We start from the raw sequence: 13146 nt of genomic DNA, 5'->3' as shown, positions 1-13146 counted from the left end.
CTTATATATCAACAAATTATACCTCAAGTATTTTTATCGATGAGCTGGTTACGTAGCAAATTTGTAACAGCAAAGAGTACCACTAAAATAGAATGGAAAAATATTACTTAAATAGAACCGGTATTAGGTTAAACAAATTCTCATGTGATTTAATAAACGTTGGGACTTCATTAATCAAATTCAAATAATCATCTTCCCTGTTGAAAATATAAGGATTCTCATAGCCTTCTATTTTTGCAACTGCTTGAGCCCATTGTATTTCTATATCATTAGGTGGGAATTGTTCATCCCAACTTAAAAATAATGTACGTTGTGCTTCACTTAATCGAATCTTATATTTATAAGACATGAATAAATTTGCTCTTGCTACAATTCCTTTAGCATAGTCCGCTGGCTCTACGCGCCTAGTAGACGAATCAATTGTAATAGGACATCCATAAAAAGTAGTATGAGTATCTAACATACTATAACGATAATTTGAGCGAGCTTGATTAACTAAGCCTACTGCAGGCCATAGATTATAAAGCTCAGCTTCGGCTTGTCTAAACTTAGGATCAATACGCTCGCAGCAAGCGCGACCTCTATATAGTTTACCATTTTGCTTCTGACAAAGTAGTTCACGCCAGCAAGCAAACTGATTACCAAAATTCTCGGCAGGCATCATATGTTCCCACTCAACTCGGTGTGCCCTCTTAAACTTAGCAGCTGATTGCATATTACAACTGTTTAAATCAACTTGCAGGCGCGCGTCAAAACGGCAATGGCAGTAGAGTGTTTCCCGATGAAATGCAAAAAGTACTCGGGCATTCTTCTTAGCTTGCCCAAAGTTTTTTACAAGCTGACTGACAACTACAGCTGAAATGAGTAAAAGACATATAATGCTACATATCTTTCGCAGTAATGTCATAGAAATATTTTTAAATATTTTAAAATTTAGTGTAGCAAGTACTTTGTAATTATGCAGCTAAATAACATAATTATGATCTAGAGGATAGGCAAGTCTACTGATTATTTTTTAAATTTAATGTATTTTTATTGCGCATTACACCTTAAGAAAAATAAGATCTTCAAATAATGGTTTTTCTTTATAGATAAATGATGGCCAAGCTAAAGATACTGGTTATACGACATCGCCTACGTCAATATCTACATAAAATTTATCACTCATCACCCCAAACTGGATGGCTATTCTCGCTTGAAAACCAGGATAGTTCATATGTGGTGAAATAGGGAATCCTGTCTTTTGCCAATTTTCACTATAACTCCAATATAGTTGATCCTCGATGGTTTTGATATTAGCTATTTGAATTTTTCCTAGATAAACATCTAAAAGCTGCTTATCTCCAATCATTTTCATCCTCGCTATTATCCACTCACGGCTTTATGTAGATATTTATTTCTAAACCAGAACAAATTTGTAATACACTTGTTAATTGACAGCTCGATTAGCCCATGTTCAACTTTCATAAAAGTTTCTTTAGCCACGCCACATAAAGCAGCTGCATCTTCTAACCGCAATTCACTTTGTGTTCGACGTGCTTTTATAACTTCTTCTAACAACTCCGCCGTTAACGGCTGTTGAAAATTAGGCATCTTAAATTTTTTAATTTTTTTAGCCATATAATCCTATTAAAGTAGACTTAATTTAAAAAATATTAATTTAATTTTTCAATAATCCCAATATAGTAGGATTATTAAAAGGTTCAATTTAAGACAAGAAGACTACGTTCCAGGGGAATTGGAGATTCGATAAAATACGAGGAGATTTAGCGCCATATTTAAACATGCCTTGATCTTTATTAAACCTCTAAACGTTTAGACTTATTGGCTTTCTTTTAGATAACCATAATGAAGAACCTATTCTGCTCAACAAAAATAACTTATGCAAATTATGTAATAATATTGATTTAAAGGAATAGAAAACAAGAATAACTTATGAATAATAAGAAACATCTAGAATTAGAGCGGGTTCTTGAACTGCCAAGCGCCATCATGATGGGATTAGGCTCTATCTTAGGCACAGGTGTCTTTGTAAGTATTGGTATAGCTACCGGTGTTACTGGTCCTTCTGTTATTTTAGCGATTATGATTGCTGCGCTGGTTGCTACATGTAATGCATTATCAAGCGCACAGCTTGCTGCCAATCATCCTGTTAGTGGTGGTACTTATGAATATGGTTATCGATATCTTCATCCTTTTTTAGGATTTACTGCGGGTTGGATGTTTTTATGTGCAAAAATTGCTTCAGCAGCAACTGCTGCTTTAGGATTTACTGGCTACTTTTTTCACCTAATAAACTTACAAAAAGGACCAAATAATTTTTTAGCTAGTTTCGTAGTCATTGCTTTGACTTTAATTGCATTAAGTAGCATAAAGCGCTCTAACAGAACCAACTTACTTATTGTCTCTATTACCCTTACTTCATTGCTAATCTTTATTCTAGCTGGCTTGCCTAATTTGTTCCAAAATATGGGACGTCACTTTATGCCCTTTTTTCCTCAAATCACAGGTGGCTTAGGCAATTTTTTCTATGCAACTGCGTTAATGTTTGTTGCCTATACAGGTTATGGACGTATTGCAACCTTAGGCGAGGAAGTAATAGAGCCTAAATACACTATCCCTAAAGCAATTATTTTAACTTTAATTATCAGTGCCTCACTTTATATTTTAGTAGCTTTAGTTGCTATTGGCTCTGTCGGAACCAGTCAATTAGGGCTAACAACCAAATATCAAGCAACGCCACTTGAGACGGCAGCCAGAGCCATGAAAATCCCAGGATTAACTACAATAATCGCATTAGGTGCTTGTACTGCCATGCTGAGTGCTTTGCTTAACTTAGTTTTAGGTTTATCTAGAGTAGTATTAGCAATGGGTCGCCGTGGTGATTTACCAAGAATCTTTGCCTTTGTTTCTAGAAAAAACCATACACCGACGGTTGCTATAACCAGTGTTGGTATCTTGATAGCTGGCTTCAGTCTATTAGAAAGTGTTGATTTAACATGGTCATTCAGTGCCTTTACTGTATTGATCTATTATTTTATTACTAACTTAGCAGCATTATATCTGCCTAAAGAAGAGCAGAGGTATCCTCAAGCTATAGCAATCATGGGTTTAATTGCATGTTTATTTTTAGCTTTTTGGGTTCCTTTAGCGGTTTGGCTCTCAGGCCTTAGTTTAATTCTACTAGGTTTGGTGTGTCATTCTTTACATGTTTATTATTTAAAGAAAACATGAAAAGGAGTTTATTGTATGAATCGCAATCTATTTCACTATTTATTGCAAAGAACGTTTTTGAGACTTTTATTCGAATACACACATGTTATAGTCAAATAGTAAAGCTTATTATCAGCTTCTGCAGCTTTTTTTATAGCTAATAAATTAAATTTATTAAGAATTATTCATCCCATAAAATTACCTACTTAATAGTTTTGTAATGAACCTTTTAAATCTAAAAAATTTCGAGCTCTAAAATTGACCACCCAGGTCTCTTATAATTCATTGCTTGCTCGTTTATATTTTCTACTTACCAATGATGAAATACTTTTTAATTCATCGATTAATATGTCGCTTACTCACTAAATTTTTATTAGCTAGCGTAAATATTGTCTTTAATGTAAGCATAATTTGATTAAAAGCTATTTATTGTAAGGACGCCAAGTAAGTAAGCTTCCTAGTATTCGAATCGTCTGATCTTTAGTAAGATTAAAATATAATGGAATAATTCTTTTGGAATTCAGGAATGATCATATCTTCTGCTTTAGATTACCGAATCGCTGCAAAGCGTAAATTACCACGCTTTTTATTTGATTATATTGATGGTGGCGCCTATACAGAGCAAACGCTTCGAGCAAATATGGCCGATCTTCAGAGCATTCTATTAAAGCAGCGCGTTCTTAAAAAGATCGATAAATTAAAGCTAGAAGTGGAACTTTTCGAAGAAAAACTGAATATACCTATTATCTTAGCCCCTGTAGGTCTAACTGGCATGTATGCCCGTCGCGGAGAAGTTATGGCTGCGAAAGCTGCTGCAAAAAAAGGGATTCCATTTGTCCTATCCACTGTGTCAGTTTGCTCCTTGGAAGAAGTTTCTCTGCAAAGCCCAAAACCTATTTGGTTCCAGCTTTATGTACTTAAAGATCGCGGCTTTATGAAATATGTTCTTGAAAGAGCGCAGGCTTTAGGCATCCACAATTTGGTGTTTACTGTGGATATGCCTATGCCAGGTGCAAGATATCGCGATGCCCATTCCGGATTATCTGGCCCATTTAGAAAGTCTAGACGAATGTTACAAGTGCTATTTAAGCCGGAATGGGCTTTGCAAGTTGGCATGTTGGGCCGACCTCATAATTTAGGAAATATTTCATCTTATCTGAAACAAACCATTGGTTTAGAGGATTATATAGGCTGGCTAAATAAAAATTTTGATCCCTCTATTAGTTGGGCTGATTTGGAATGGATACGAAATTTTTGGAAAGGCACCATGCTTATAAAAGGGATACTAGATGTTGACGATGCCCGAGAGGCGCTAAAATTAGGCGCCGATGGAATTATTGTTTCAAATCATGGTGGACGTCAACTGGATGGCGTTTTATCCACGACTAAGGCACTGCCCCCTATTATAGACGCAATTGGAGACGATCTAACTATTTTAGTAGATTCAGGCATCCGATCAGGGCTTGATGTAGTTCGTATGCTAGCCCTAGGGGCAAAAGCTGTTTTATTGGGAAGATCATTTATTTATGCTTTAGCAGCCAAGGGACAAGAAGGCGTAGAAAATTTATTGGATATTTTTGCTGCTGAAATGCAAATTGCAATGACCTTAACAGGAATTACTTCCATTTCGCAAATTAATCAATCCATTCTTGTGCGGTGAAAATGCTCCTTATAACATTAGAAAGCTCAATTTAATTACACTAAGATGGTTATATAAAAAACTATGATTAGCAACTTGCCTACAGAAGTAAGACTTTATATGTTTTCCTTTTTTAGCCGTCAACAGCTGGGTCGACTAGCCGCTGTATCTAAACAAATTAAAAAAGAAGCTGAAGCTGATTGCCTATGGAAAAAGCAATTTATTAATAAAGATTTACAACAATATTTAGGGCTTTCAGCTTAAGAATTAGTTAAAAAATATAAACCTTTATTTCAGTTGCCTGGAAATAACTTGCTTGCACGTTTAGTTCACAATGAACTGACTTTAGTAGATTTGCAAAAACAATTAAGCAGTTGTATTAACCTAAAATACATTGACTATAATTTTCCTTTTTCCGTTTATTTTATTGATGCAACTAAGCTTAATGCAGAAAACTCAATGCATGTAACTAGCCATGTACAATCGTTAATAAATAAACGCCAAATTGAGTTTCATGAATATACATTACATATGAATGATATTAGGCGATCTCTTTTTACCGCTCATTATTATGGTGCCAAATTCATTAAAAAAACTTTATGTTTTTTTATAAAAGCTAGCTCACTAGTTCAGATAAGAATGTGCTGCGAAGGATTACAGAATTTCTATTATGGTTCAAATATTTTAAATAGGATTATTAATGATAAAAAAACGTTTGATATTATTATTGAAACACCTGGAAAACAATTCCAATTTTCTAATAAACATCCTTATTCGTTTTTTTATTCCCAAGAAGATGAAGTGCTTCTAATTGATAATGTTCAAAAGCGTAAAATTATTTTGGCAGAAAATTTTGAGTATATAAGAAATAAATTACTAAGGTTAATTGATTTAAAAAATGATAAACAAGAGGCATTATATGCTGAGTTGAAAATTATATTAGAAGAGGTAACCCAATCCTATCCTGACATAGTTGAAGCAAAACTTTACTCACCGATATCTCCTCCACTTATAGTCATTAATGCAACAGACAATTGTTATTCTGAATTAGTAAGTTTAAAAGATGAACTAAATTATAATATTGTCGGGATTATACCAGGCGATTTTTCATGTAAGAAATTAAGAGCTGAATCAGATGATGTTGGCTTTACAGGAAAAGAGACTAAATTATTTGAAATATTATATACATTAACAGAAATTGCACTTCCGCCAAAACCTAAACAGGAGGAAAAAGTAGCTGATACATCTAGCTTCTGCCAAATAATTTAGAATAAAGTGAGCTTGGATGAAATAAAATTACCCTGTTGAAATATTTTCTCTGAAAACAATATCGAAGAATCCTGTTGAAACAATATTATTGTAGAATTCACAGTACCATATTCAGCTTGTGGTACATGTACGAATACAGAACTTAATGATTTTTCTAAATCACGTGCAATTCCTGTTACAGGAAGCTGATTATCCGGGGCTAAGCTTTCCTCTGATAGTATTGTATAGAGAACATCAATTTTTTCTTCGTTATTTGTATATTTATCTAATTCAGTAATATGTTTTTTCAATAACGCCTTTGCTTTCTCCGTTTTAGGCCAAGGCGTATTCAGCAAGTGGTTGCTAAGGCTATAAATGCCAGAAGACAGCTCCTGAATTGAATTTTGAACATTAGAATAATATAGAATTTGATTAATACTTCCGATAATTAAATTAAATTTGTTGTACTTATTTGCAAAAGATTGAACTCTTTGCAAATATTGAAGCGGAGATGTTGTTTCACAGGTAAAAAGATAATTACTGACTAGCCTACCTCGAGACTCTAATGATGATTTATATAATTTTGGATCTCTATAATTGGTAAGTAATGCGAAATAGCCCGATCTAGTAACACCTAACCACGTGCCACCTTCCTTTAAATCTTTTCCAGCAAAAACATTTAAATTATTCTGCCAAAAATTAGCCGGTAAAGTGGGGCGAGCGTAGAATTCATCTCTATTAGATAGAATGATAAGAGGATATTTAGGATGTTCATTAATAGCTACTAAGGCAAGACACATTACAATACAAATCCATAAGTACTACTTATTTAGTATATTTCGTCTAAAAGAAAATAGTCAAATTATGAATGTTAAACATTTTGATAAAAAATTGGTTCAGCTGATCATTATTTTCTTTTCTAAATCTCTGCAAAAAAGCTCATTAAAGGATGTCCGCTAAGGAGAAAAAATTGGAATCAAATATTAATTATAAAACAGCTTGGTCTATAATTTTTAATTTATGTTTAATTATAAATTCAATATTGATTAATAAAATCAATTTAAAGATTGTCTTTATAGGTTTGCTTATATTAGAGTTTTTACATAACCTATGAATTTTGCTTTAGTGTAAACGTAGGAGCACCGCAACAATGTTTACAATGTGCTAATAAAGTAAAAATACAAGTTATGAAAGGACTTATTGATTGATAGTTAAATTAAAACTAATAAATTAGCCATGGATTAGGAAAGGAAGGGAATGCATTATTTTTTAAGTATTGTCATAATTAGTTTAATTTACTTCCCTTCTTACAATGTATTGGCTGCAACTGACTTATTGACTTTCAAACAGGCCTTAGAAATTGCCTACTGTAATAATCCTGAATTGCAAGCTGAAATAGATAAAGCCGAAGCTATGCGTGGCTATTTTATTCAAAGCGGTCTCTACCCTAATCCCCAATTAACTTTAACTGGGGAAAATTTCGGTGGTTCAGGTCGATATTCGAGTTATGAAGCAGCTGAAACAACTTTTTCTGTGACGCAACCTATTCCATTAGGAAATCGTCTTGCTTATTTAAAGCGAGCTACCTATGCTGATTATCTTGCTTCTCTTGCCCAAATTAATGTGCAAAAAACAGCATTGTATATATCTGTTGGTGTTGCTTATGTTGATTCACTCTATGCAGGTCAATGGCATCAAGTAACAAAAAAACTTATTCAACTCAATCAAAACATTGTTGCAGCTATTGAACGACGCGTTAAAGCGGGTGCTAGTTCAGAGCTCGACCTGCGACTAGCACAATTACGCTTAGGTGAAGCTCGTATTCAGGAAAATAAAGCTGCACGTGATGTTTTGTTGCAACGAGCAAAGCTTGCTCGCTTATTAGGTAATAATAAATTAAAAATAGATAACCTCTTAATTGATAAGGGGCTACCAGGTGTTTTTTTAAACTGGCCCAAATTAATTAAACGATTACCACAAAACCCAGAGCTACAACAACAGCGATTGCAATTACAAGCAAAACGATTAGCTATTACTGCTGTTAAAAAGTCGGTTTGGCCTGATTTGAATATTCAATTAGGCGGCCGGCATTTTTCTGATGATGATAGTAACGCTATGGTTATGTCTGTTTTTGCCGAAGTACCTGTCTATAATCGTAATCAAGGAAAAATTATGACAGCTGAGGCAGAATATACGAAAGCAGCGCATGATTTTCAAAGAAAACAGCAAGATGTGCAGCAAGCTCTTTACGCTGCATATTTACAAGCCAAACAAAGTCATTATGAAGCAAAGCTTGTAACAGATGCGCTATTACCCTTGGCCCGTAAGACTATAAATTTAGCGCAAAAGCGTTATAAGGTGGGGCGTTACACCTATATTGAATTATTTACTGCTCTAAATACATTATATGAAGAGGAACGACATTATCAACAAGCGCATGCTGAAAATCATAAAGCATTAATTAAGCTTACTGGACTTCTAGGGTTAAATTGCCTTAAGGAAAGTAAATGAAATCTCTAAAAACTTACCTTTTTTATTTTCAATTACTTATTTTTTTATTGAGTTTCATTTTGCTTTCTTTCAAACCTATCAGCACCTATGCTAATAATGAAAACAATCTTACTTCTGTTATAGAAAAGGGACCGCATGGAGGCCGTTTATTTAAAGCCGATAATATAACTTTGGAATTATTTATTTTTGAAAGAAATATGCCGCCTCATTTTCGAGCCTACCTTTATGAAAAGGAAAAGATAGTTAATCCTAACCAAGCCCATCTTACCCTGCAATTAATGCGATTTACTCATAAAAAAGAGATGATTAACTTTATTCCTATAGAAGATTTTCTCCAAAGCAATCAAGTGATTGAAGAACCACATTCTTTTGATGTAGATATTAAATTAACATTGGATAAAAAGCTGTTCAATTGGCATTATTCAAGTTATGAGGGGCGAGTTAAAATTGTACCAGCTATGCTGCAAGCCGCTAATATGCAAATAGCTGTTGCTCAAAGCCAAATTATTAAAAAGTCATTGAAAGTGGTAGGAAAAATTACACCTAATCGGAATACCCTTGCGCCTATTTATGCTCGTTATTCAGGAATTATTCAATCCATGACTAAAAATTTAGGAGATGAAGTTAAGCAAGGAGAAGTATTAGCTATTATAGAAAGTAGTGAAAGTCTAGAAAAATATACCATTACCTCGCCCATCACAGGAACAATTGTGCGAAAGCAGGCAACAAAAGGAGAACTTGCACAAAATACAAAACCTATCTATGAAGTAGCTAATCTAACTACAGTGTGGGCTGATTTTACTTTGTACCGTAAAGATGCACCGCTTGTGAAACAAGGTATGGTAGTTACAGTCACTGGCGATGATGGTAAACCTATGTCTACTAGTACTATTTCATATATCTCCCCATTAGGAATTGAAGATAGTCAAACCATTTTAGCGCGTGCTGTTCTTGCTAATGAAAAGCGACTTTGGTTACCTGGGATGTATATCAATGGAATAATTACTATTAAAGTAAAAAGAGTGCCCATTGCTATTTTACTCTCTGCCTTACAGCTTATAAATAATAAAGAGGTGGTCTTTCTTAAACAAGGCAATTATTTTGAGGCAACCCCTGTTATATTAGGTGAGAAAGATGAGCAATGGGCTGAAGTGATATCAGGTCTTGATGCTGGTCAGCAGTATGTCAGCAAAAACAGTTTTTTTATTAAGGCTGAACTAGGTAAAGAAGGCGCAAGCCATGACCACTAAGGATTAAGCATGCTCGGAAGAGTTATCCATTTTTCTTTAACATATCGCTGGCTTATCCTTTTATTTACAACCATCATTGCAATTTTTGGTGTGTATAATTTTCATCGTTTACCCATTGATGCTGTACCTGATATCACCAATGTGCAAGTTCAAATTAATACCCAGGCATCAGGTTATTCTCCCTTTGAGGTAGAGCAACGTATCACCTTTCCTATTGAGTTAGCCATGAGCGGCTTACCTAATTTGGACTATACACGCTCTTTATCGCGCTATGGCTTATCGCAAGTGACAGTTGTATTTAAAGATGGAACTAATATTTACTTTGCAAGACAACTTATTAATGAGCGCTTGCAAGAAGTTCAAGACAAATTGCCACCAGAAACAGAAACAACTTTAGGTCCTATTTCAACAGGTCTTGGTGAAATTTTTATGTACACTGTTGTCAATAAACCCGATGTACCTGTCAATCTTCGTGCTAATCCTACTGAGCTGCGCACGATCCAAGATTGGATTATTAAACCGCAATTACGTAACGTCGAAGGCGTAGCGGAAGTCAATACCGTGGGTGGTTACGAAAAGCAATTCCATATAACGCCTGATCCAATGAAATTGGTACGTCATCGCTTAAGTTTAAATAATGTAGTCGAAGCATTAGTGCGCAACAATGCCAATGTCGGTGCAGGTTACATTGAAAGCAATGGTGAGCAGAATTTAATTCGAGTACCAGGTCAAGTTAAAAATATAGCTGACATTGAAAGTATTGTTATTGCTAGTTATGAAGGGACACCAGTACGTATCCGTGATGTGGCTGAAGTAGCTTTAGGAAAAGAATTACGTACGGGGGCTGCAACTGAAAACGGTAGCGAAGTGGTTTTAGGCACTGTTTTTATGCTGATGGGAGAAAATAGCCGTACGGTATCAAAGCGAGTAGCAGCTAAAATGGAAGAAATCAACAGAACCCTACCAAAAGGCGTTGAGGCTGTAACCGTTTACAATCGGACCTGGTTAGTGAATGCTACGATCAATACAGTAAAGAATAATTTGCTTGAAGGCGCATTATTAGTCTGCATCATTTTATTTTTATTTTTAGGCAACATTCGGGCAGCACTTATTACAGCGCTAGTCATTCCTCTATCAATGTTGCTAACTATTAGTGGTATGGTAACCAATCAAATCAGTGCTAATTTAATGAGCTTAGGGGCACTTGATTTTGGTCTAATAGTAGATAGTGCAGTCATTATTGTTGAAAACTGTATGAAACGATTAGGCCAAAAACAGCATGCACTGAACCGAATTTTAAATCTCAACGAACGTTTAGGTGTAGTTGCCTCAGCAACGACTGAAGTAATGAGACCAAGTATTTTTGGGGTGTTCATTATCACCATCGTGTATTTACCCATTTTAACTTTAACTGGGGTTGAAGGGAAAATGTTCATACCTATGGCTAAAACAGTCATTATGGCGTTATTAGCATCTATGCTATTTGCATTAACTTTCGTGCCAGCGGCAATTACTATCTTATTAAGGGGATCAATTAGAGAAAAAGAAAATATCCTTGTACATTACTTAGGGCTAGGATATGCCAGGGTTTTAAAGTGGTGTTTTTATGCTCGATATTTCGTTATTAGCGCGGCAGTTTTATTAATTGCAGTAAGTCTTTTTATTGCTTTTCGTTTAGGTGGCGAATTTATTCCAAGCCTTGATGAAGGCGATATTACGATGCATGCCTTGCGAATTCCAGGAACTAGTTTAACCCAAGCGATAAATATGCAATATTTAGTAGAGCAACGAATTAGACAGTTTCCTGAGGTCAAACTTATTTTTTCAAAACTGGGGACTGCAGAAATTGCTAACGATCCTATGCCACCTAATGTGGCTGATACGTTTATCATATTAAAACCACGCACCGAGTGGCCTAACCCTAGAAAAACAAAACAAGCAATCGTGCAAGAAATTGAAAAAGCAGTAAAAGAAATTCCTGGGAATAATTATGAATTTACTCAGCCCATTGAAATGCGTTTTAATGAGTTAATATCTGGTGTTCGTAGTGATGTTGCAGTAAAAATATTTGGCGATAATAAAGATACCTTACTAACAACAGCAGACGCTATCAGCCTTGAATTAAAAAAGGTGCTCGGGGCATCAGATGTCAAAGTGGAACAGGTCAGTGGTTTGCCACTTCTCACTGTTAGAATTAATCGTGATGCGCTGGCACGATATGGATTACAAATTAGTACTGTTCAAGATGCTATTGTCATTGCAACAGGTGGTAAGAAAGGGGGCGAACTTTTTGAAGGAGATAGACGCTTTGATTTAGTAGTCCGGCTACCAGAATCCTTACGTACTGATCCTAATGTATTACGCCGAGTTTTTGTTCCCTTACCTCTTTCTAAAGATGAACACCAGCATTTTATTCCCTTAAGTGAAGTTGCTTCGCTAGTTCGCAGCGATGGCCCTAATCAAATTAGCCGTGAAAATGGAAAGCGCCTAGTGGTTGTCACTGCGAATGTCAGAAACCGTGATTTAAATTCATTTATCCAGGATGCAAAACAGCGTATTGATAAAACAGTGAAGGTGCCCAGTGGCTATTGGATTACCTGGGGTGGACAGTTTGAACAGCTGCAGTCTGCATCGCAACGATTACAACTTGTTATTCCTATTACCTTATTCGGTATCTTTTTCTTGCTTTTTATGAGTTTTGGAGATGTTAAAAATGCCTTTTTAGTTTTTACAGGGATTCCTCTAGCTTTGACAGGAGGCGTTTTTGCTTTATGGCTTCGTGATATTCCCTTATCAATTTCAGCCGGCGTTGGTTTTATTGCTTTATCAGGGATCGCCGTATTAAATGGCCTTGTTATGATTACCTTTATTAATACGCTTTATAACCAAAAAAAAATGACTTTAAAAGAAGCTGTTTTTCAGGGCTCATTGGCACGACTTAGGCCCGTGCTCATGACAGCGCTAGTAGCATCATTAGGCTTTGTGCCAATGGCCCTAGCCACAGGTACAGGCGCTGAAGTACAAAAACCTCTTGCTACCGTTGTCATTGGAGGCATTATCTCTTCCACTTTTCTAACCTTATTAGTTTTACCAAGTTTATATTATATGTTTCATAAACAACGCAAAAATTAATAAAGAGGAAAGGGAATTATTCCATACCCTAAAGCGAATTAAACTAAAAATAAAAAATCTGCTAACCTTTCTTGCACGAAAGTCAACCTTATCTTCACTATCATTCCTGGGAGCCTTGACCCAATATGTATAAAAAGATATCTAAAAATGACA

The 13146-nt window shown here is 35.3% G+C and carries 11 protein-coding genes; 7 read left to right on the top strand and 4 right to left on the bottom strand.

Translation table 11 applies throughout. The features are described from left to right. Positions 1-103: 103 nt before the first annotated feature. From E1P04_RS03535 to E1P04_RS03525, 3 genes are all read right to left on the bottom strand, one after another. Complete coding sequence (locus E1P04_RS03535; RefSeq protein ID WP_131781534.1) at positions 104-907, bottom strand: endonuclease; 804 nt, start codon at positions 905-907, stop codon at positions 104-106. Between the two features lie 213 nt (positions 908-1120). After that, positions 1121-1351, bottom strand: coding sequence for a HipA N-terminal domain-containing protein (locus E1P04_RS17975; protein WP_242604374.1), 231 nt, complete (start codon positions 1349-1351; stop codon positions 1121-1123). A gap of 14 nt (positions 1352-1365) precedes the next feature. Then, complete coding sequence (locus tag E1P04_RS03525) at positions 1366-1620, bottom strand: hypothetical protein (RefSeq protein WP_242604373.1); 255 nt, start codon at positions 1618-1620, stop codon at positions 1366-1368. 315 nt (positions 1621-1935) lie between these two features. Here E1P04_RS03525 and E1P04_RS03520 point away from each other — a divergent pair, with 315 nt between their 5' ends. From E1P04_RS03520 to E1P04_RS03505, 4 genes are all read left to right on the top strand, one after another. Continuing rightward, positions 1936-3234: an APC family permease gene (locus tag E1P04_RS03520; protein WP_131781533.1), complete on the top strand. Its 1299-nt coding sequence runs from the start codon at positions 1936-1938 to the stop codon at positions 3232-3234. Positions 3235-3739: 505 nt separating this feature from the next. After that, complete coding sequence (gene lldD, locus E1P04_RS03515; protein WP_131781532.1) at positions 3740-4873, top strand: FMN-dependent L-lactate dehydrogenase LldD; 1134 nt, start codon at positions 3740-3742, stop codon at positions 4871-4873. Between the two features lie 63 nt (positions 4874-4936). Beyond that, positions 4937-5116 carry an F-box protein gene (locus E1P04_RS03510; protein ID WP_131781531.1) on the top strand — a complete coding sequence of 60 codons (180 nt, stop codon included), beginning with the start codon at positions 4937-4939 and terminating at the stop codon, positions 5114-5116. A gap of 48 nt (positions 5117-5164) precedes the next feature. Continuing rightward, the gene (locus E1P04_RS03505) at positions 5165-6121 is read left to right on the top strand and encodes a hypothetical protein (RefSeq protein WP_131781530.1); all 957 of its coding nucleotides are present in this window, start codon (positions 5165-5167) and stop codon (positions 6119-6121) included. Here E1P04_RS03505 and E1P04_RS03500 read toward each other — a convergent pair. After that, a complete protein-coding gene (locus tag E1P04_RS03500) occupies positions 6118-6900 on the bottom strand; it encodes an NRDE family protein (protein WP_131781529.1) in 783 nt (260 codons plus the stop codon). The genes E1P04_RS03505 and E1P04_RS03500 overlap by 4 nt on opposite strands. A 457-nt stretch (positions 6901-7357) precedes the next feature. Here E1P04_RS03500 and E1P04_RS03495 point away from each other — a divergent pair, with 457 nt between their 5' ends. From E1P04_RS03495 to E1P04_RS03485, 3 genes are read left to right on the top strand one after another with little or no spacing between them, the layout of a single operon-like run. Further along, a complete protein-coding gene (locus E1P04_RS03495; protein WP_131781528.1) occupies positions 7358-8611 on the top strand; it encodes a TolC family protein in 1254 nt (417 codons plus the stop codon). Beyond that, positions 8608-9861 carry an efflux RND transporter periplasmic adaptor subunit gene (locus E1P04_RS03490; RefSeq protein ID WP_131781527.1) on the top strand — a complete coding sequence of 418 codons (1254 nt, stop codon included), beginning with the start codon at positions 8608-8610 and terminating at the stop codon, positions 9859-9861. The genes E1P04_RS03495 and E1P04_RS03490 overlap by 4 nt, the downstream gene beginning before the upstream one ends. Before the next feature lie 9 nt (positions 9862-9870). Beyond that, positions 9871-12993, top strand: coding sequence for a CusA/CzcA family heavy metal efflux RND transporter (locus E1P04_RS03485; RefSeq protein ID WP_131781526.1), 3123 nt, complete (start codon positions 9871-9873; stop codon positions 12991-12993). The last annotated feature ends 153 nt before the right edge of the window (positions 12994-13146 follow it).

Origin of the sequence: Legionella gresilensis (assembly GCF_900639865.1) — a bacterium.
GTDB classification, from domain to species: Bacteria; Pseudomonadota; Gammaproteobacteria; order Legionellales; family Legionellaceae; genus Legionella_C; species Legionella_C gresilensis.
The sequence above is the reverse complement of the archived record's forward strand: the minus strand, read 5'-3'. Positions and strand labels throughout refer to the sequence as shown.